The sequence below is a fragment of the Cronobacter condimenti 1330 genome, from assembly GCF_001277255.1.
In the GTDB taxonomy this organism is placed as follows: Bacteria; Pseudomonadota; Gammaproteobacteria; order Enterobacterales; family Enterobacteriaceae; genus Cronobacter; species Cronobacter condimenti.
The window spans coordinates 2247135-2268078 of the sequence record NZ_CP012264.1 but is presented as its reverse complement, the minus strand read 5'-3'; the positions used below and the strand labels follow the sequence as shown (position 1 = coordinate 2268078).

At 56.9% G+C, this 20944-nt stretch carries 19 protein-coding genes; 12 read left to right on the top strand and 7 right to left on the bottom strand.

Features of this window, described 5'->3' with window-relative positions:
* Window positions 1–121: 121 nt before the first annotated feature.
* Window positions 122–1666 (top strand): alpha/beta hydrolase-fold protein, encoded by a 1545-nt coding sequence (locus tag AFK62_RS10340; protein WP_050555043.1) that lies wholly within the window; start codon window positions 122–124, stop codon window positions 1664–1666.
* Here AFK62_RS10340 and AFK62_RS10335 read toward each other — a convergent pair whose 3' ends face one another.
* Window positions 1667–2248, bottom strand: a complete 582-nt coding sequence (locus AFK62_RS10335) for a hypothetical protein (protein ID WP_007675479.1) — start codon at window positions 2246–2248, stop codon at window positions 1667–1669.
* Window positions 2249–2492: 244 nt separating this feature from the next.
* Here AFK62_RS10335 and AFK62_RS10330 point away from each other — a divergent pair, with 244 nt between their 5' ends.
* Window positions 2493–2750, top strand: a complete 258-nt coding sequence (locus AFK62_RS10330) for a hypothetical protein (RefSeq protein WP_007675476.1) — start codon at window positions 2493–2495, stop codon at window positions 2748–2750.
* A gap of 172 nt (window positions 2751–2922) precedes the next feature.
* Here AFK62_RS10330 and AFK62_RS10325 read toward each other — a convergent pair whose 3' ends face one another.
* The 4 genes from AFK62_RS10325 to AFK62_RS10310 form a co-directional block, all read right to left on the bottom strand.
* On the bottom strand, window positions 2923–3096 hold the full coding sequence (locus AFK62_RS10325) for a con-10 family general stress protein (protein WP_007675475.1): 174 nt from the start codon (window positions 3094–3096) through the stop codon (window positions 2923–2925).
* Between the two features lie 721 nt (window positions 3097–3817).
* Window positions 3818–5563 (bottom strand): EAL domain-containing protein, encoded by a 1746-nt coding sequence (locus AFK62_RS10320; protein ID WP_007675474.1) that lies wholly within the window; start codon window positions 5561–5563, stop codon window positions 3818–3820.
* A gap of 199 nt (window positions 5564–5762) precedes the next feature.
* On the bottom strand, window positions 5763–5954 hold the full coding sequence (locus tag AFK62_RS10315; RefSeq protein WP_007675473.1) for a hypothetical protein: 192 nt from the start codon (window positions 5952–5954) through the stop codon (window positions 5763–5765).
* 72 nt (window positions 5955–6026) lie between these two features.
* Entirely contained in the window at window positions 6027–6350 is a 324-nt protein-coding gene (locus tag AFK62_RS10310) for a hypothetical protein (RefSeq protein WP_007675472.1), read from the bottom strand.
* 200 nt (window positions 6351–6550) lie between these two features.
* On the opposite strand from AFK62_RS10310, the gene AFK62_RS21155 reads away from it, so the two are divergent.
* The 5 genes from AFK62_RS21155 to AFK62_RS22450 all read left to right on the top strand — a co-directional run bounded on the left by AFK62_RS21155 (window position 6551) and on the right by AFK62_RS22450 (window position 11564).
* On the top strand, window positions 6551–6724 hold the full coding sequence (locus tag AFK62_RS21155; RefSeq protein WP_007675462.1) for a GhoT/OrtT family toxin: 174 nt from the start codon (window positions 6551–6553) through the stop codon (window positions 6722–6724).
* Window positions 6725–6803: 79 nt separating this feature from the next.
* On the top strand, window positions 6804–7007 hold the full coding sequence (locus AFK62_RS10305) for a hypothetical protein (protein ID WP_007675460.1): 204 nt from the start codon (window positions 6804–6806) through the stop codon (window positions 7005–7007).
* Window positions 7008–7075: 68 nt separating this feature from the next.
* Entirely contained in the window at window positions 7076–8059 is a 984-nt protein-coding gene (zntB, locus tag AFK62_RS10300; protein ID WP_032984545.1) for a zinc transporter ZntB, read from the top strand.
* 495 nt (window positions 8060–8554) lie between these two features.
* Entirely contained in the window at window positions 8555–11287 is a 2733-nt protein-coding gene (locus AFK62_RS10290) for an Ig-like domain-containing protein (protein ID WP_007675458.1), read from the top strand.
* A gap of 127 nt (window positions 11288–11414) precedes the next feature.
* Window positions 11415–11564, top strand: coding sequence for a hypothetical protein (locus AFK62_RS22450; RefSeq protein ID WP_158408826.1), 150 nt, complete (start codon window positions 11415–11417; stop codon window positions 11562–11564).
* Window positions 11565–11599: 35 nt separating this feature from the next.
* Here AFK62_RS22450 and ttcA read toward each other — a convergent pair whose 3' ends face one another.
* Window positions 11600–12532, bottom strand: coding sequence for a tRNA 2-thiocytidine(32) synthetase TtcA (ttcA, locus tag AFK62_RS10285; protein ID WP_007675457.1), 933 nt, complete (start codon window positions 12530–12532; stop codon window positions 11600–11602).
* Between the two features lie 285 nt (window positions 12533–12817).
* Between ttcA and AFK62_RS10280 the strand changes: the two genes are divergently transcribed.
* The 3 genes from AFK62_RS10280 (at window position 12818) to AFK62_RS10270 (ending at window position 16279) form a co-directional block, all read left to right on the top strand.
* Window positions 12818–13930, top strand: coding sequence for an endonuclease/exonuclease/phosphatase family protein (locus AFK62_RS10280; RefSeq protein WP_053531892.1), 1113 nt, complete (start codon window positions 12818–12820; stop codon window positions 13928–13930).
* A gap of 410 nt (window positions 13931–14340) precedes the next feature.
* Window positions 14341–15198 carry an SDR family oxidoreductase gene (locus AFK62_RS10275; protein WP_007675447.1) on the top strand — a complete coding sequence of 286 codons (858 nt, stop codon included), beginning with the start codon at window positions 14341–14343 and terminating at the stop codon, window positions 15196–15198.
* Between the two features lie 13 nt (window positions 15199–15211).
* Window positions 15212–16279: a class I mannose-6-phosphate isomerase gene (locus AFK62_RS10270; protein ID WP_007675443.1), complete on the top strand. Its 1068-nt coding sequence runs from the start codon at window positions 15212–15214 to the stop codon at window positions 16277–16279.
* Here AFK62_RS10270 and AFK62_RS10265 read toward each other — a convergent pair.
* A complete protein-coding gene (locus tag AFK62_RS10265) occupies window positions 16276–18078 on the bottom strand; it encodes a sigma-54-dependent Fis family transcriptional regulator (protein ID WP_007675441.1) in 1803 nt (600 codons plus the stop codon). The two genes, AFK62_RS10270 and AFK62_RS10265, sit on opposite strands and share 4 nt — an antisense overlap.
* Before the next feature lie 270 nt (window positions 18079–18348).
* Here AFK62_RS10265 and exaC point away from each other — a divergent pair, with 270 nt between their 5' ends.
* Both exaC and adhP read left to right on the top strand, forming a co-directional pair.
* Window positions 18349–19869 (top strand): acetaldehyde dehydrogenase ExaC, encoded by a 1521-nt coding sequence (gene exaC / locus AFK62_RS10260; RefSeq protein ID WP_007675439.1) that lies wholly within the window; start codon window positions 18349–18351, stop codon window positions 19867–19869.
* Between the two features lie 43 nt (window positions 19870–19912).
* On the top strand, window positions 19913–20944 hold the full coding sequence (gene adhP / locus AFK62_RS10255; protein WP_007675436.1) for an alcohol dehydrogenase AdhP: 1032 nt from the start codon (window positions 19913–19915) through the stop codon (window positions 20942–20944).

The following is a 20944-nucleotide window of genomic DNA, read 5'->3' as shown; positions in this document are numbered from 1 at the left end:
CACCACCCCACAAACCGCTTGATGATATTGAAAATCATTACCATTTGCATTAAGTTGTAAACAATTTTTTAGGGAGAGTCGAGTGAAGAGGACAACGTTCGCGATAAGTCTGCTGCTGGGGATGGCTGCATCACCTGGCGAAGCGGCGTCATGCCTGAAGAGCGCGGTTGACGGCGAGCTTGCCGGGACGTTTGATAACCGGGGACGCGTTTGCATTATCCAGCCGGTTCTCGGCGAAAATTATGTCGCCGCAACGCTGACCGGCGCGCGCGAGGCGCAACTGATGGATGGACAGCAGCAGCCGTTACGACGTCTGGTGACGCGTGGCCCGGCAGACGGTACCCATTCGTTGCTCTTTGCGCTGCCGGTCCGGCAGCCTTCCACGCTGATCCTGGAGGGGGCGGCAGGCACGACATGGTCTTTACGCTGGCAGGCCCAGGAAACGGTGCCGCTGGCGCGCGAGCAAGCGCCAGAACCCGTAAGCCCGACGCTTCAGGCGCTGGCGCGCCACCTGAGCGGCGGCGGCGATACGCAGGCGTTCTGGCGCAACATTGCGGAACGCGGCACGCCGCTTGTGGAACCCGTTGATGACAACCATCGACGCATCACATTTTTATGGCGCGGGGCCCGAAAAAACGTCTTTATTCTGGGCTCGCCCGCAGGCGACCACGATCCACTGTTTCGGCTCGGGCTGTCGGATGTCTGGTTTCGCAGCTATGTAGTGCCCGCCGATACGTTGATGCAGTACAAGCTCGCGCCGGATGTGCCACAAATCCACGGCACCCCGCGCGAGCAACGTCGCGCTATCCTTGCAACCGCTCAGGCGGATCCGCTGAACCCGCAGCAGTTTCTTCCTTCGCAGGAGGACCGCTGGAACCGTTATTCCTTAGTCACGATGGGCGGCGCACGCCAGTGCGGGGCGGCAGGCGATTTGAACGGCGTGCGAAACGGCACCCTGACGCGCCACGCGTTTACCAGCGCGCGGCTTAATAATACGCGCGACATTCAGCTTTACCGCCCGGCAACCCCCGCACGCTGGACGCTCATGGTCTTTGACGGCAACACTTACCAGGACGACTACCGGCTGGCATCCGTGGTCGATCGCCTGATAACCGCCCGACGCCTGCCACCGCTCAATGTGGTGTTTATCGACAGTCTGGATTTCACCCGACGCAGCAAAGAGCTGCCGCCTAACCGTGATTTCGCCGATATGATGGCGCTGGAGCTTCTGCCCTGGCTTCGCGCGCAGGGCCTCGCGCCGCAAGGGCGACGCACTATTGTCACAGGCTCCAGCTATGGCGGTCTGGCGGCGTCATGGGTGGCGCTTCGCCATCCGACGGTTTTCGGTAATGTCTTAAGCCTGTCAGGGTCGTACTGGTGGGCGCCAAAAGGCGAGCCGGCAAGCTGGCTGACACGCGAGTATGAGCGCGCGCCGCGCCTGACTGTGCGTTTCTGGCTAGAGGCCGGACGGTTCGAAACGCAGGGACCTGATGGAGGAATTTATCAGAATACGCGTGAGTTTGAGCACGTGCTGCGAGAGAAGGGCTACGCGGTGAGTTTTCACCCGTGGGCGAGCGGGCATGATTATGTGAGCTGGTGCGAGGCGATGATGCAGGGGGTAAAGTATCTCACCGAAAGCCGCCGTGAACACGGCGGCAGCGGGTAATTACAATGCGCTGAGTTCGCGGTACAACGCGCTCGCGTTTTTATCAAGCTGAGGAAACAGGCTCTGCGGCCAGAGGTCGGGCAGGGTATTATCTGACGCCTGGGTGAGAAAGCGATCCGGCTGGTTCACGCTATAGCTGAAACTGGCAAAGGTGGTAGTCGCTTTGACTTCGACATCGGCAAGGGCGGGCGCGGCACCCTTGTTAAAACGCCAGATATACAGCAGTTCAACGTTACGGATGCTCACTTCGCTCATCACGCGGGCCACATCCTCGCGATGGGCCGAGCGCCAGCGTGACGTTGTGTTCTGTTCAACCAGTTGATTGCTGTGCTCACGGTATTGCGCGGTTAAGGCAGCCAGTTCCGGGGCCGGTAGCTGGCAGGAGTAGAGCACCACATCGCGTCCGCCTGCGTCTTCAAAGGTGCGCCATTCGCCCTGCACGCAGTCGGTGCGGGCCGCGAAAACCTGGCCGAGGGAGCGGTCGCCGACGCTTAGCGACTGCACCTGGTCGATGCTGTTTGCATCACACCCTTGCAACAAAAACATTGCCCCGACTAAAGCCAGAATGCCGGACCGTTTCATCTCACTCTCCCTTGTCCTGCCAGCACGATGACACGCATCCCCGCTGACAGGTGTGATGGTTAGCTGGTGTGGCGTACCGGGATCCGCCAGCCGCAGGTTACTGCTTTCATGCTTATCTGTTATCGGCCGCGTTTCGCATCGCTTTAATTTTATTGATAAAGTCAGAAAGTTGCCGGATGCCGCTTCCCCTGGAAACACAAGGGTGAACTACACTTACCCTAACTGAGTCACGCGGGGAGCCGCTATGCCTTCTATCCAGTTGCATTTGAAAGACCGCCCGGAAGTGGATTTTACCGCCACCTATAGTGTCAGTGAACCCGATGCCGTCACCCAGGAAACGGTGAAAACCTTTGAGGTTGATAAAGCGCAGCAGATTGACGCGTTTGCGGGGCTGCATACAGGGGCGTCGGTATGTGTTGTACTGCCAAGCGGGGAGGCGCAGGAGGTATTTTTGCAAGAAGAAACGGCGCAAAACTATATCTTTAGCACAAGGCATGAATAACGCGGCAAGTGCCGCAATGGTTTTTTATAAAACCGAGTAAATGTCTTTATAAACACAATAAAAAAGAGAGCGCCAGACGCTCTCTTTAAATACCCTGATGTAAAATGGCCTGTTGATTATAGAACGCCTGCGATACTCCCGGCAGCGTTCCTTTCAGGCGAGGTGATAAATATCAGGAGCGACCGCCGCCATGACTATTTTCACCCCCTTTGCGCCCCGCCTCGGAGGCGCGTTCGCGGTCATTTTTAAAGTTACCGCCACTCTGCTGACCGCCTTTTTGGCCTGCTTCTGAGGCGCGTTTGGGGTCTTCTGCGAAATTACCTGAACCACCACGATGCTGAGTCATACATATTCTCCTCATGTTGTTGGTCTTGCTTAATTCAGCAGCGTTTGACTGCTGTCGAAAAGGTATTAGTAACTGTAGTCATGGCTTATACATGCTGCAAGTTAAATGATGGATAAAAATATCATCGCCGCTCAAAAGGTCTGTTTTTCGGTGAATTTTTTTGCGTGATGTGAGGCTTTTTTTAATTTTACGCTTCGCCTGATTATCGCTTGAAAATAAAAATTAAAGGTGTGGCAAATAAATTAATCGCTTTATATAAAACGCAATAAAATTAATCCTGTGAAACGTCATGACATATTTTGTCGTATTCAGGCGCCGTCGCAACAACCTCCTGGTCAGCACGAAAGGGGAGCGAATCTGATGGGCAGAGGGGCGCGGAAGGCCGCTAAACCAAGGAGGCGCAGGGGCAGGGTCAACAAGGAGGCATTACAGGATAGTGAGAAAAAGCGGTTCTTCCGTGAACCAATATTGTCCCGGGTGATGGCAAAGATAACCTTAGTAAAAGGCTAAGGTATGAGATAAGCGTAGACGGGAAATATTGCAGCATGAAAAAATTTATTTATTTAAGTGTGTCTGATCACACAATGCCGCAAGGTAATAATTTGAATGTGTATTAATATACATTTTGTCCTGACGTGAGGGGTGTCTTTAATTCCGCAGTAACTGGCGGGTTATTTTGTCAGGGGAAATATCCGGTGCGTAACGCACCGGAAAATAACAGTTATATCCATTGTGCGATAAAGTCAGGCTCTACCGGGCGGGAGAAGAAATAACCCTGCGCTTCATCGCAGCCGAATTCCAGCAGTAAACGTGCGGTTTCTGCATCCTCAACACCTTCTGCCAGCACGACGTAATCAAGTTCTTTAAGCATCTGAATGACATTACGCACGATTATCTGGCTGCTACGATCGTCGGCGATGCGACTGGTAAGCGAGCGATCCAGCTTAATGATATCGATAGGAACACGACGCAAGTAATTGATATTGCTGTAGCCCGCGCCAAAGTCATCCAGCAGGATTTTAAAGCCGCGCAATTTAAGCATATCCATTTCGCAAAGCGCGGTTTCACTCTCCAGCGCTTTTTCGGTTTCCAGACATTCGATGCGGATATCGTTTGGCGACAGGCCCGCGCGCAGGACGCGTTCTTCCAGCGCGTCGGCAAAGCCGCTGCGCGAGAGATCGCTGACGCTGATATTGACCGATACTGGCAGCACGATGCCCTGGCAGCGCCACTTTTGCAGTTGCAGCAGCGCGGCGCCGATGACCCATTGGGTGATTTCATCCATTAGCGTCGTGTTCTGCGCAAGCGGAATAAACACGCCCGGCGGAATTTCGCCACGCGTCGGGTGCCGCCAGCGCAGCAGCGCTTCAACCCCCACCGCTTTGTTGGTACTGAGTTTGATTTTCGGCTGATACATCAGATACAGCCCACGATTTTTGGCGATGCTTTCGCTAAGATCGTGCAGGAGCTGGAAATCGACGTTGCGTTTCTCATCGCGCTCGGCATCAAACGTCATATGCCGCTTATTAAGCCAGATAGCCTCATGCAGCGCGCTGATGGCGCGACGCAGCGCTTCGTTGGGCGTAGTTTTGTCAGGCTGCCAGCCCACTTCGCCCGCAAAAATATTAAGCCGGATATTGATGCCCTGCAGCATTCGCGCGTTAACCAGCGGGAGCATCGCGGCATTGCGGCGAATCGCTTTCTGGTTACGGGTTTTCAGCAGCAGGGCGTAGCGACCGGTCGCCACGTTATACAGTACGGTTTCGTTCTTGAGTCGCAGTTTCATGCGAAGCAGCGGGCCGAGATCGTTAAGCAGCGTTTCCAGCGCCGGCATACCGAGCGAACGCGCCAGTTCATACGCGGTAGGCATGTCGATGCAGTCAAAAATCATCAGGGTATAGCGCTCGGCACTGCCGCTTGCGGACAAGCGCTCCATATCCGCCAGCAGTTTCTGGCGGTTTGGTAAACGCGTGACTGGATCTAAAAAACCTACTGCATTGAGCGTTTCAAGCCACGCCCCGGTAAGCCCGGCGATAAGAGCGAGGGTGTGAGCGCGTTCGTCATCAAAGGGCTGCGGCGTCGGGTGCGTGATGCCGATGGTGCCGGTCAGGCTGCCGTCGCGCGTGCGCAGCGGCGCGCAGGCGTAAAAGCGCACGTCAGGGACGGCCAGCGGGTGCGAACGTCCCGGCTCATCAACCGCGGTATCGCTGCACCAGACGGCTTCGCCAGGCGCGCACAACGGCCTTGTCAGTATGGCGGGGTCAACCTGTAACGGCTCCGGATGGGCAAGGTGCACCGGCAGGCCTGCTTTGTCCACGACGGCAATAAAACAACCGGGTATGCCGAGCGCCAGACTCGCAAGCCTGGCAAATTGCAGCAGTACCGGGTCCTGATGCCCGTGATCACCCCGGAGCATGTCCAGGGCTGCCATGCGTCTGGCATCTTTTCTGTCGATGTGGCTAAACATAAGGGTGCTACCTTTAAGCGCGGCTTCTTTACAGGCGCGAGCGCCTCAGCTGTTACGGTCAACGCGGGCGTTGGTGTTATCTGCATCATCGGCAAGGCAGCGCGGAGCTTTAACCCTAAACGCGGTTTTCATCTTCTGGCGGGCACAGCAAAGCAGGGCGCGTCATCCATGCACCCCGTTCTGGCAACGTATCAGGACGTCAGAAATAACGTCGCGCAGGCCACTTCATACAGGCAAAACACCACCAGGCGATGATGTTCAGACCCGGCATCGTCAACAGCAGCGCCATCGACCAGCCAAAACCTGCCCGACGGGCGATTTTATAAGAAGGGATAAAAATCAGCAGCCAGACCGTAAAGGCCAGCGCAAGCGTGGGTATTCCAGTTTGCATGAGGGGCTCCCCCGTCCATTTTCAGTAGGTTATCGGCAGACAGGGGCGAAAGTTGAGAATTTTCTGAAAAAATTAACGTACCGCAAGGACGGTCAGAGGCGCCCGTAGCATAGTGAATATCTGAAACTGGCTGGCGTCCGAGACATCGCGGAGCACATCGCCGTTGCGGTAGATAAGGCTTTTGATATGCCCGAGCTGACGCCAGACCACGATGGCGGAGGCTATCAGCGAACAATTCTGTTCCGTTTGAATACACTCCAGCGTGGCGTACTGCGTTTCATCTAACTGATTGATAAAAACCTGCAACGCATCAGCGGGAATAATGGCTTTAATGTCATCGAGCATGGTGTCGCTGACGGCGTGGGAAAGACGTAACGTGACGCGCGTGGTTCTCATTGCGATGGAGCAGCCTCTGGTTGTAACTGATTCGATATACCGACGTTAACATATCACGTACGGATTTGATTCATCCTCGTAAACGGTGCGGGGCAGGTGAAGCAGATCAACTTTTACTGTTTCGTCATAAGAATTGATACTTGATCTGCGTCATAAAAAATCGCATATTGCGACCGCACTCTCAGTATGGATACGCAATCATGATGCTCTACCAACATATGCTCGTTTTTTACGCCGTCATGGCGGCGATCGCGGCGTTGATTACCTTTTTCATTGCGAAAGATAAAACCAGCATCAAGCTGCTTTGCGCCACGCTTATCGGCGCGACGTGGCCGATGAGTTTCCCCGTCGCGCTGCTGGTGGCGCTGTTTTAAACCGCAACCACCACGCTTTGGCTTGAAATTCCTGCGCAATGTACGACCATAAAGGCCAGTTAAATGACCGGAGCGTACTATGCTGCCTGAAAATTACTCCTCCCGCAGCGATGCGGAAAAACGTCTGCTGGCGGTAAACGCCGCGCTGGAACTGATTAAAGCCTCGGTGGCCGCGCCTAACAATTACGAAGGGCGCGATAAGCTTGCCAAGGATATCGAATATACCCGCCATCATCTGGCTGAACTGGCCGACGCCATTCAGGACGCGCTGGAAAACCGTTAACGCGGATTTCATGCGACGTGGCGCTGGCGCCCGCCAGCTTTTATTACCCCAATGAATCAGGAGATGCGATGGAGGCCATTAAGGGCTCTGAAGTCAACGTGCCGGACGCGGTCTTTGCCTGGATGCTGGATGGACACGGCGGCGTAAAGCCGTTACAGAATGACTGCCTTATCGATAAAGACCATCCCTGCTGGCTGCACCTGAATTACACCCATTCGGAGAGCGCGCAGTGGCTTTCCGAGACGCCGCTGCTGCCAAACCTGGTGCGCGACGCGCTGGGGGGTGAAAGCCTGCGACCGCGCGTAACGCGCATGGGCGAGGGCACACTCATTACCCTGCGCTGCATTAATGGCAGTACCGATGAGAGGCCGGATCAACTGGTGGCGATGCGCCTTTATATTGATGAGCGGCTCATCGTTTCCACGCGACAGCGTAAGGTGCTCGCCCTTGACGATATTATTCACGATCTCAACGAAGGCAGCGGCCCGGCGGACGTCGGCGGTTGGCTTGTGGATGCTTGCGACGCGCTAACCGATCACGCCAGCGAATTTATCGAAGAGCTGCACGATAAAATTATCGATCTCGAAGATAACCTATTGGAAGAGATCGTGCCGCCGCGCGGCGTGCTTGCATTACTGCGCAAACAGCTGATTGTGATGCGCCGGTATATGTCGCCGCAGCGGGATGTCTTTTCACGTCTCGCCAGCGAGCGGTTCAGCTGGATGAGCGATGATAACCGTCGCCGCATGCAGGATATCGCCGACAGGCTGGGACGCGGGCTTGATGAAATCGATGCCTGTATTGCGCGCACAGCGGTGATGGCCGATGAAATTTCGCAGACGATGCAGGAATCGCTGGCGCGGCGCAGTTATACGATGTCGCTGATGGCGATGGTGTTTTTGCCAAGCACGTTTCTCACCGGGCTGTTTGGGGTGAACCTGGGCGGTATCCCCGGCGGCGGCTGGCATCTGGGCTTTAGCGTATTTTGCGTGGCACTGGTGCTGGTGATAGGAGGTGTTACGTGGTGGTTACATCGAAGTAAATGGTTGTAAAAAATCGCTTTTTCTACACCTAAAGTATGAAAAAGGACCCCGATGTTGAGCGACATCAAGAAATGGCACGTCGTTTCACGGCATTATTCCTGTCGCAGGTGAATGCAACGTCAAGCGATGGGCGTTGCGCTCCATATTGTCTTACTTCCTTTTTTGAATTACTGCATAGCACAATTGATTCGTACGACGCCGACTTAATTAAGTCGGCTTTTTTTTGTGCTTTTTTCACCTTCCCGGCGGTGCGCGTTTCGCGTTTCGTTTCGCCTGTGCTGCGCGGGCAGGTGGCGAAGGCGGGCGCCTGCGTCGGCGTTACGAATTAATATAAACAATATATATCTTTTATTAATTATTCCCTTCATCAATATAAATACCTTTTATTACAAATCCAGAAAGAATGAATTGTCATTCTGAAATCGCCAAATTACAAAAATGGATATTCTCTTCTGGCGCCCACGGGTTGCATAACCAGTGAAATCAATTCCAGAGTGAACAGTAATGAAAAATAAATACAACAGGGTCGTTGTGGTTCTTCAGGTCATTCTTCAGCTCTCTACGTCGCTTTTTCCCTTTGCCGCGTTTGCGCACAATAGCGATCCGCCGCTGACCGTTTCTACAGGACCAGGCGGCCCGCAGAAGCAGGACGGCACGCTTGAACAGGCACTCTCCGGTGCCGAAAGCTATGGGGGGCAGTCGCTTGAGCGCTGGCTTAACCAGTGGGGCACCGCTCAGGTGTCGTTGAATGTCGATAATGAGGGTGACTGGGACGGCAGCGCTATTGATCTGCTCACGCCGCTCTGGCAAACCCCCAAAACACTGTTTTTCGCCGAGGCCGGTTTTCGCGCCCCGGATGGCCGTAACACCGGGAATATGGGCCTTGGCATTCGCCGCTTTCTCGATAGTCAATGGATGATCGGGACCAATATCTTTTTCGACGACGATTTCAGCGGCAATAACCGGCGCGTGGGAATAGGGCTCGAAGCCTGGCGGGATTATTTAAAATTATCTGCAAATAGTTATTTCGGCACTACCGGATGGCATCGCTCGGCGGATTTTGACCATTATCAGGAAAAATCTGCCGACGGTTTTGATTTACGGGCCGAAGGTTATTTACCGGCCTGTCCGCAACTCGGCGGGAAAATAATTTACGAGCACTACATTGGCAATGACGTGGCGTTGTTTGATAAAAACGACCGCCAACGTTATCCATCGGCAGTAACGCTTGGCATCAGTTATACGCCGGTACCGCTTATCAGCCTCGGCGCGGATTACCGGCGCGGCGAAAGCGCACGCGATGACGCGGCCTTTACGCTTGACCTCCATTATGAAGCTGGCATGTCCTGGGCTGCGCTCATCAACCCGGATAACGTGGCCGCCCAGCGCACCCTCACGGGCAGCCGTACGGCGCTGGTGGCACGTAATAATGAGATTATCCTGCAATATCGCCAGGAGCACGAGACACGTGCCATGGGTAGCTTCACCCTGCAACGTCTCACGGACAACAGCCCGGCGGATGGTGTGACCAGTAACCGCATCACGCTTCACGCCTCTACGCCTGATGGCGCGCCCGCGCCGAATATTCCTGTGCAGTGGCGGGCCAGCGGCCATGCGGCGCTCGGCACGGCGAATGGCGTCACCGACGCGCGCGGCGTTGCCGAAACCACGCTTACGGATACGCTCGCTGAGCCGGTTACGGTCGAGGCCACCGCTGGCGGCATCACGCATTCTGTGGTGAGCCATTTTGGTGAGAGCCAGGCGGCGCTGACGCTCGCGATGGAAAAAGACAACAGCCCGGCGGACGGCGTCAGCCAGAACCGCGCGCGGGCGCGCCTCACCAGCAGCGATGGCAAACCACGTGCGGGCGTGAAAGTGAGCTGGTCGACGAGCGGCAGCGCGACGCTTACAAACCTCACATCGGTGACGGATGAAACCGGCAGCGCCACCGTGGCGTTAACCAGCCAGACGCCGGGCGCGGTAACGCTTCGCGTCAGCGCCGACGGCAAAACGGCAACGACGACCACAACGTTCAGCGCGCCGCAGCCTGCGGGGCTGAGTCTTAGCATGGTGAAAGACCAGGTTGTTGCGGATAACCAGAGCCGCGCTCTGGCGCAGGCGCGCGTGACGGATGGGCAGGGCAGGCCACTGCCGGGCGTCACCGTACAGTGGCGTATTGATGGCAGCAACACCGCACAACTGACGTCACCTGCAAGCGTTGTGACCAGCAGCGACGGTATTGCGCGCGTAAGCCTTAAAGATCGCGTCGCCGAGGCCGTCACGCTCAGTGCGACAGCGCGAGACATGCACGGCTCGGTTGTCGCCACGTTTGTCGCCGCGCCACCCGCCGCGCTGACTGTCTCAATGACGCTTAACCACCAGCTTGCGGATAATCTTGCCATCAACCGCGCGCAGGCGACGCTTACCGATACGACAGGGCAGCCGGTCGCAAACGCCGCGCTGCACTGGCGTCTTGAGGGGAGCGCAACCGCAAGCCTTGCTTCGCCCGCGGATGTCACGACGGACGCCAGCGGCCATGCGACGGTGAACCTGAAAGATCCTGTCGCAGAGAGCGTAACCGTTATCGCAAGCGCAGGGCGTCTTGAAGGGCAGGCGACGGCGAGCTTTAGCACGGTGCCGGTGGGCGGCGTGACGGTCACGATCCCCACCAATAATGCCCCGGCAGACGGCGGGAGCGTGAATGAGGCGCAGGTAGTGGTAAAGGATATCCACGCAAGGCCGATGTCCGGCATCAGCGTGAGCTGGACGCTGAGTAGCGCCACCGCGCACGCGGCAAGCCCGGTCACCGTAACTACTGATGCACAAGGCCAGGCGCGGCTTACCTTCACCGACACGGTGCCGGAGACCTTATCCGTCACCGCGAGGGCGCAGGGTAAAAGCGGGTCGGCTGATGCACGGTTTACAGCGGTGGTTGCTAAAAATCTGGTGCTCAGTGTGCTTTCAGATAACGCTCCGGCAGATAACGCTTCAGTAAATCGTGTCAAAGCGCTGGTCACTGATGGCAGCGGTAAACCCGTTAATGGCGCCAGCGTGGCGTGGAGCATCAGCGGTAGCGGTACGGCGAAACTGACAACGCCCGCCTGGACCACCACGGACGCGCAAGGCGTCACCACGGCTGAGCTTAAGGATTCGGTCGCGCAACCGGTGAGTGTTATCGCAAGCGCAGATGGCATCACCAATCGCGCCACGGTGAACTTCGCGGCAGTTAGCCGGTAGCCGTTGAGGCACCCAATAAACGCCCGGCGTGTCCGGGCGTTTATTGCGCCACGTTCGCGGTGCGCTTTCCCCTTCGGCTACACATCCTCTACGCTTAGAGTATCCGCAACCACAAGAGGAAGAGGTTATGCATCATCCATCTGTGACGACTATGAGTGACCCGGTCCCTGTCGACCCGGTGCCGGTACCGGATCCTATCCCCACACCGCAACCCGTTCCCGACCCACCGTCGCCGGATCCGCGTCCTATTGACGATCCGCCGCCGCACATGCGTTAAGCGCAAAAAAATGCCCTCGTAAGAGGGCATCAGACTTATTTAATTTCCAGCACATCGAGGCGCTGCATCGGCGGGGCCTCTTCATCTTCCGGCGTCCAGCCAGCAGGCATTAACGGGATCTCTTCGCGGTCAAACGCCAGATCGCCGCCATTCACCACGTCCGAACCGTGATGAATGCCTTTGAAATCGAACAGTTCAGTATCGCACAGGTGGGACGGCACCACGTTCTGCATCGCGCTGAACATGGTTTCGATGCGCCCCGGATAGCGTTTATCCCAGTCGCGCAGCATATCGGCAATCACCTGACGTTGCAGGTTCGGCTGCGAGCCGCAAAGGTTACAAGGAATAATCGGGAAGCCTTTCGCCTGCGAGAAACGCTCAATATCTTTTTCGCGGCAATAGGCCAGCGGGCGGATAACGATATGTTTACCGTCATCGCTCATCAGCTTCGGCGGCATGCCTTTCATCTTGCCACCGTAGAACATGTTCAGGAACAGCGTTTGCAAAATGTCATCACGGTGATGCCCCAGCGCGATTTTGGTCGCTCCCAGTTCAGTTGCGGTGCGGTAGAGAATACCGCGGCGCAGGCGTGAGCACAGTGAGCAGGTCGTTTTACCTTCCGGGATCTTCTCTTTAACGATCCCATAGGTATTTTCCTCAACGATTTTATATTCCACGCCAAGGGTTGCCAGATAGTCCGGCAGGATATGTTCCGGGAAGCCCGGCTGCTTCTGGTCGAGGTTAACCGCCACCAGCGAGAAATTGACCGGCGCGCTCTGCTGCAAATTACGCAGGATCTCAAGCATCGTGTAGCTGTCTTTGCCGCCGGAGAGGCAGACCATAATGCGGTCGCCTTCTTCGATCATATTGTAATCGGCAATCGCCTCGCCGACGTTGCGGCGCAGACGCTTCTGCAATTTGTTCAGGTTGTACTGTTCTTTTTTGCTAATTTCTTGAATTTCAGACATTTAAAAGTGGCTCAGTTCTGCGTTGCGGCGCGCTCTGGCGGGTTGCCCGGCGCGCGAGTTCACCGTTGGCTTGCCCGCGCGCAGCGTTTATTGCTTCTCGCGCCAGCAGGCCCGAATGTTCAGGGTGTGCGTGGCGTGTATGGTACGGATTACGGCGACGAATGCCAGCGCGTTTTGCGCAAGCCACCCTGTTTTGAAGCCGTAACATTTTGCTGCCACACTCATAGCGGACGTAACGCCAGGCGCGGTGGCTGGCGGCGATGGATTACCATAACGGGAGGGGCTATGCGTCTGGCGTCATATAACGTTGAAAACCTGTTCGATCGCGCACGGGTCATGTCGCAGGGGAGCTGGTCGCAGGGGCGGCCGGTGCTGGAGAAATTCGCGAGGCTTAATCAGCTGCTAGGTGAGATAACCTACACCGAGGCCAGCAAAAAAGAGATGGTAAAACTGCTGGTGGCGCTTGGGCTTGAGAAATCGGATACCGGGCCGTTTGTCATTCTGCGCCGCAACCGCGGCAACCTGCTAAAACGCCCGCGCGACGGCGGTATTGACATTATCGCCAGCGGCCGCGCCGACTGGGTTGGGTCGCTCGAGCTTATTGAGTCGCCGGTCGATGAAGTCGCGATGCGCATCACGGCGAAAGTCATGAGCGATTTAAAGGCCGACGTGCTGGCGGTCGTGGAGGCGGAGAGCCGTCCGGCGCTGGCGGCGTTTAACCAGGAAATCATCGCAGCGCTCGGCGGTGAGCCGTTTTGCCACGTCATGGTGATAGACGGCAACGACAGTCGTGGCATTGATGTCGGCTTGCTGACGGGCCCCGATTACCCCATCGGGCCGATGCGCAGCCATGTCGACGACCGCGATGCCCGCGGGCAGCTAATTTTCTCACGCGACTGCCCCGAATATTCGGTACCGCTCGCCAACGGCGAGATGCTGTGGGTGATGGTCAATCATCTCAAAAGTAAAGGCTACGGCGGCAAAGCGGAATCGGATGCGAGACGTAAAGCGCAGGCGCAGCGGGTCGCCGCTATCTATCAGGCCCGGCGCGACGCTGGCGAGCGCTTTATCGCTATTGCCGGTGATTTTAACGACACGCCGGACAGCGACACGCTGGCACCGCTCCTGAAAGAGACCGATCTGCGTGACGCGTTCACGCACCCGTCTTTCGACAATGGCGGGTTCCCGGGCACCTGGGGCAACAGCGCCAAAAATAACAAGCTCGATTACATCCTTTTATCGCCCGCGCTCTGGGAATGCGTGACCGCAGGCGGCGTCATCCGTAAAGGCATGTGGCCCGGTGAGCGCCCCGTAAAATGGGAAGTCTATCCGGAGCTGAAAAAACCGCAGCAGGCCGGGTCCGATCACGCGGCGTTATGGGTGGATCTGGCGATATAAACGTAGCTTTCTTTCCTGTCGGGCACCGCATGTCGTTGCCCGACGTTATTATTATGACGTGATAAAGCATTCGCACTAATAAGCAAAAGTAAAACGCCTAAGAATATTTCGGTGTAAATCAAACCGAGAGTGAATTATTTAACTCATTGTTTTGTGTGTTTTTTATTGCATTTACTCCCGCCTCGATTAGCGTCATTTTTAAAACGTCGCTGCGCCTGAAAATAACCCCTCGCGGCGAATAAAAATTACCCGTCTGGTTTCCCGCTTCGCTTGCATAAATATCTCGTCAACTATACTGAAACCTGATTTTAACGTTGGCGCTCCTTAGCGTCAGGTTCCTGAAACCCGGATGTCTTTCGTGCTCAACCTTTTTTACAGGGTGCGAAAGGAAAGAAACAGGAGAGAAAACCATGACGACACGTCCACAACCGCCATTCCCTGAACAGCAACAACAGGTTCCAGGCACAACCGCCGACATGCAGCCGACGCCGGATCACGGCGAAACCAGCTATAAAGGATCAGGCCGTCTTACCGGTAAAGCCGCCATCATTACCGGCGGTGATTCAGGTATTGGCCGCGCGGTGGCGATTGCCTATGCCCGCGAAGGGGCAGATGTGCTGATTTCTTATCTTGATGAGCATGACGATGCCAAAGATACTGCGCGTCTGGTCGAAGAAGCCGGCCGTAAAGCGGTACTGGTGCCAGGCGATATCACCGATGCTGACCACTGCCGCGCGCTGGTGCAGAAAGCCGCCGATGCGTTCGGGAAGATAGATATCGTGGTCAACAACGCCGCCTTCCAGATGACACGCGAATCGCTTGATGAAATCAGCGATGACGAATTCGACCGCACCATGAAAACTAACCTCTACGGCATGTTCTGGATCTGCAAAGCCGCCGTGCCACATATGCCTGCGGGTGGGTCTATCATTAACACCGCGTCGGTAAACGCCGACCAGCCGAAGCCGAAACTTATCGCGTATTCCGCCACCAAAGCGGCCATTGTGAACTTCTCCGGCAGTCTTGCCGCGCTGCTTGCCGAAAAAGGTATTCGCGCCAATGCGGTCGCGCCAGGCCCTATCTGGACGCCGCTTATTCCGTCAACCATGCCGCCGGAGCAGGTCAAAGAGTTCGGCAGCCAGGTGCCGCTGGCGCGCGCCGGTCAGCCTGCGGAACTCGCGCCGGTTTATGTCATGCTCGCAAGTGATGAAGCAAGCTATGTGTCCGGCGCGACGATCGCTGTGACCGGTGGCCAGGCGGTTATCTGACAAGGAGAGAGGGATGCTCAACTATCCGCTGACGCTGACCACGCCGCTTGCGACCCATATCTTTGGCGGCACGCGCATTAAAACGCAGCTCGGTAAAGCGGAACTGCCGGAAACGCGCGTCGCCGAAACCTGGGAAGTGAGCGATGTGGACGGCATGATAGCGACCGTAACCAACGGCCCGCTTGCCGGTACCACGCTTCGTGAGCTGGTGACGCGCTATCCTGAAGAACTGGTCGCGCCGGGATGGCGCGGCCCGCATTTTCCTTTGCTCAGTAAATTCATCGACGGCAGCGGGATGTTGCCGGTGCATCTGCACGCGAACGATGAGATGGCACAGCGTCTTGAAAACCAGCCTAACGGTAAAACCGAAGCCTGGCATATTCTCTGGGCCGCGCCCGGCGCGACCTGTCTTGCGGGCATCAAAACTGGCATGAAGACAGAGGCCATCCGCGAGGCGTTGCTGGCAGGGGACTATGACCGCGTCATGTACCGTCTGCCGCTTAAAACCGGCGACACCCTTTATGTGCCCGGCGGCCAGCTCCATTCGTTCGGGCCGGATACGCTTATCTATGAAATCGAGCAGACCTCTGACATTCAGCAGCACGCGATGCCGTGGAATATGGAGGATGGCTCGCCGGTCCCGCCACAGGAGCAGGCCCGTAATATTGATAAGCTGCTTGAGGAGTTACGCCCGGCACTGCTGACCCAGCCGCAGCGCGGTCTGGTGCTGGAAGAGTGTTCGGCTGTGCAGCGTCTGCTGTGCTGCGCCGGGCCTTACTTCGCGCTGGAACGCTGGCGCTTTGACACCTGCTATGACTATCACTTTGCCTCGGTGCGCATCGTCACCAATATCGGCGCGCCGGTCACCATCAATACCGGTGGCAACGTGATGACCCTTGAGCGCGCGCAGTCCGTGATTTTACCCGCCGCACTTGGCGAGGCGGAGTTCTGCGGCAAAGGGGAGTTGCTGGTGGGCTATGTGCCTGATCTGGCGCAGGAGATTCTCGCGCCGCTGCGTGCAGCCGGTTATCCGCAAAACGCTATTGAGGCGCTGGGCGATGTGAGCGGGCGGCTGCGTTAACGTGCGGTCGCCCGTTGTTTCTCAAGCCGCCGGTAGAGTGTGCTGCGCGATACGCCAAGCTTGCGCGCTGCCTCGCTCATATTGCCCTTGACGCTATTTAACACGGCATCCACATCCACATCCGGTGCCGTCTGTTCAACAGGCGGCGCCGTTTCTTTACTGGCAGGCAGACCGTAGGAGGGCGGTAAATCGCTTAGCGTGACAACGTCACCTTCGTCCGCCAGGGCCAGCAGGACTTTCAGCAGGCTTAAAAGCTGGCGCACATTGCCAGGCCAGGGGAGGCGTGCGATATGCGCGATAAGATCATGCGAAAGCGTCACCCCGCGGCTTGTGCCGCCAAGCTCCTGCCAGAGCCGCTGCACGAAACGCGGCAGGGCGGGCCATTCGCGAAGCGGAGGAATACGCAGACGATATTCTTCGATGCGGTAAAAGAGATCTTCACGGAACGCGCCGCGCGCGACCATGTCATCAAGCGGGCGGTGGGTTGCGCAGATAAGCGTAAAGGCCACCGGCACCGCGCGCGTGCCGCCAAGCGGGACGACGCTTTTCTCCTGCAACACCCGCAACAGGCGGGTTTGCATCGCAAGCGGCATATCGCCAATTTCATCAAGAAACAACACGCCACCATCGGCTTCACGAATTTTGCCGATATAGCCGCGGCTGCTGGCACCAGTAAACGCCCCGGGCTGATAGCCAAAAAGCTCCGATTCAATCAGCTGTTCCGGCAATGCGGCGCAGTTTATCGCGACAAAGGGGCCGTCGCGCCACTGGCTTTGCTGGTGCAGGCGGCGGCTCAGATGCTCTTTACCGCAGCCGGTTTCGCCGGTAATGCACAACGCGATGCCAGCGTTGAGGAGGCGCAACGCTTTTTCGGTTTCAACACCGCTCTCTTCTTCCGGCGTGCGGGGCGGCTGCGCGGTCCAGACGCGTCGGGCCGGTCGTTGACTGCGGGCGTGGTAGCGGCGCTGATTAATGGCGGTGAGCGAGGCGTGCTCATCCGTCGCACGCGCCTGCGGGAAAAGCGCATCCAGCGAGAGCGTGCCGATATGCGCCGTAGAAAGGTTAAATTCATCCATCGCAAGCTTATTCGCGGCCACCAGTCGGTCATCGCGAAACGCCAGCAGCAATTCCTGCGCCGAGCCGAGCGCGCGCGGGTCGGCGTGCAGACTCAGCAGCCACTGCTGTGCGTCAAGCTGGGCGACCACCCAGTCATGTTCGAGTTGTCGCACTGCCTGGCGCATCAGTCTGCCGGCTTCCGGTACCGGTTGCTGCGCAGGCGTCGAAAGATCCAGCACGCCCGCTATCTGCCCGTCCGGGCGGAACACCGGCACGCCGTAGCAATACAGTCCGGCGTTTTGATTAAGAAAATGCTGGTCCCTGTGGACTTCGCACGGCGCGTGCAGCGCCAGCGCCGTACCGATGGCATTGGTACCGCGGGCGTGTTCGCCCCACAAGTTTCCGGGCGCGAGCGCGACACGCTGCGCCTTATGCAAGAACTGCTGGTTGCCGAACGTGTCCAGTACCAGGCCCGTATCGTCCGAGGCGACAACCACCGAGGGGACGCGGTTGAGGTTCTCGCCGAGCCGTTCCATGAGCGGACGGGCAAGCTGTTTCAGCCAGCCATGCTGGGAGCGTGCCTCTTCAAGCAGCGCACGGGTGACAAACGAGGTGGCGTCGTCGCTGCGGGTCAGGCCGTAGCGCTGGCTGCGCTGCCAGGAGTCGTTCACAAGACACGGAAAAGACCGCTCGTCGCAATACGGCGTTAAGCCTGCGGAGGTTAACGTGGCGCTGTGCGGCATGGCGTTCTCCCGTGAGTGCATATGTTTCAAATATGTAGCATTTAAGTGTTCCATGTGTTGCGACACATGACACAGTTCCGCGACATTTTCCGCAGGACGGCCCAGGCGCCACGGCATCTGCGCTTTCGGGTAGACATTTAACGTTATGTTTTGATTCGGGATTTTAAATTTTACTTTCTGTCCCGTTACTCTGGCATAAGAACTGCTTATCTCAGGCTGTCGCACAGCAGACTGTGCTTAACCGATTGTCGCTACACTGAGGAATCTGCCATGAAATACGCTCACCCCGGTCAGCCTGGTGCTCTCATTAGCTTTAAAACGCGTTATGGAAACTATATTGGCGGTCAGTTTGTCGAGCCTGTCGAAGGACACTATTTTACGAATACCACGCCGGTGACGGGCGCGACCGTGGCGGAGTTCCCGCGCTCTAACGGGGCGGATATCGAACGTGCGCTTGATGCCGCACATGCCGCCGCGCCTGCCTGGGGCAAAACCAGCGTGCAGGAGCGCTCAAACCTGCTGCTCGCGATTGCCGATCGCATGGCGGGCCATATCGAACAGCTGGCCCTTACCGAAAGCTGGGATAACGGTAAACCAATTCGCGAAACGCTGAACGCGGATATTCCGCTGGCGGTGGATCACTTCCGCTATTTCGCCGGTTGTCTGCGCGCCCAGGAGGGCAGCGTAGCGGAAATCGATCAGTACACGGTCGCCTATCATATCTACGAACCGCTTGGCGTCGTCGGCCAGATAATCCCGTGGAATTTCCCGATCCTGATGGCGGCATGGAAACTTGCGCCTGCACTGGCGGCGGGTAACTGCGTCGTGCTGAAACCCGCCGAGCAGACCCCGCTGGGTATTTCAGTGCTGATGGAGCTTATCGGCGACTTACTGCCGCCGGGTGTGGTCAATGTGGTGCACGGGTTCGGGCAGGAGGCGGGCGAAGCGCTGGCGCGCAGCAAACGTATTGAGAAAATCGCGTTTACCGGCTCAACCCCGGTCGGACGGCATATTCTTGCATGCGCGGCGGAAAATATTATCCCCAGCACCGTCGAGCTTGGCGGAAAGTCGCCTAATATTTACTTTGCCGACATCATGCAGGCAGAGCCGGAATTTATTGAGAAAGCGGCCGAAGGCCTGATTCTGGGCTTCTTTAACCAGGGGGAAGTGTGCACTTGTCCTTCCCGCGCCCTGATTCAGGAATCTATCTACGAACCCTTTATGGAACGTGTGCTGGCGCGTATGGCCAACATTCGTAAAGGCGACCCCTATGATACGGACACCATGATTGGTGCACAGGCCTCTCAGGAGCAGTTCGACAAAATCCTCTCATACATCGACATTGCACGCGGTGAGGGCGGCCAGATCCTTGCGGGCGGTTCGCGGCTCAACCACGGCGCAGCGCTGGAGAAAGGCTTCTACATCGAACCGACGCTGATTAAAGGCGAAAACGAGATGCGCTTCTTCCAGGAAGAGATCTTCGGGCCGGTTATTGGGATAACCACCTTTAAAGACGCGGATGAGGCGCTGCGACTGGCGAACGCCACCGAATTCGGCCTCGGCGCGGGCATCTGGACGCGCGACACCAATCTTGCCTGGCGTATGGGGCGCGAAATCAAAGCGGGCCGCGTCTGGACTAACTGCTACCACCTGTATCCCGCCCATGCCGCCTTTGGGGGATACAAAAATTCCGGTATTGGCCGCGAAACGCATAAGAAAGCGCTGGAACATTACCAGCAGGTGAAAAATCTGCTGGTCAGCTACGACATCCAGCCTCTGAACCTTTTCTGATCCATCTGAACAACATCTGAACTATCCGCTAACGAGGTGACTGATGAAAGTGATGAAAATGAAAGCGGCGGTTGTAAAAGCCTTCGGGCAGCCGCTTGAGATCCAGGAAGTCTTGGTACCGGAAGTAACGCCGGGCAAGGTGCTGGTCAAAATCGCCGCGACAGGCGTATGCCATACCGATCTGCACGCCGCGGAAGGCGACTGGCCGGTAAAACCGAACCCGCCGTTTATTCCGGGCCATGAAGGCGTAGGGCACGTCGTGGCGGTGGGCCAGGGGGTCACGCACATTAAAGAGGGCGATCGCGTCGGGGTGCCGTGGCTCTATTCCGCCTGCGGCCACTGCGAACATTGCCTCGGCGGCTGGGAAACCCTCTGCCACGGCCAGCAAAACTCCGGGTATTCGGTCAACGGCAGCTTTGCTGAGTATTGCCTCGCCGATGCTAACTACGTCGGTATTCTGCCGGACAATGTCGATTTTAACAGTATCGCGCCGATTCTTTGCGCGGGTGTCACGGTCTACAAAGGGCTGAAGATGACCGACACCAAAGCAGGCGACTGGGTAGTGATTTCCGGCATCGGGGGCTTAGGGCACCTTGCTATCCAGTACGCCACGGCGATGGGGCTGAACGTCGCGGCGGTGGATATCGATAACGATAAACTCGACTTTGCCAAACGTCTCGGCGCGCAGGTCGTGGCGAATGCGCTGGAAGTTGACCCAGGTAGCTATTTCCATGACACGTTCGGCGGCGCGAAAGGCGTGCTGGTGACGGCGGTGTCGCCAAAAGCGTTCGCCCAGGCGACCACCATGATGCGCCGTGGCGGCACGATGGTGTTAAACGGTCTGCCGCCGGGTAAATTCGATCTTTCTATTTTCGATATGGTACTGGATGGTACGACGGTGCGCGGATCGATTGTGGGAACACGTAAGGATTTGCAGGAGGCGCTGGATTTCGCCGGGCATAAAAAGGTGGCGGCGGAAATTGCCGTGGAACCGCTTGAGAATATCAACGATATTTTCGACCGTATGCGTAACGGGAAAATTACCGGGCGTATTGTGGTGGATATGTCGCTGTAA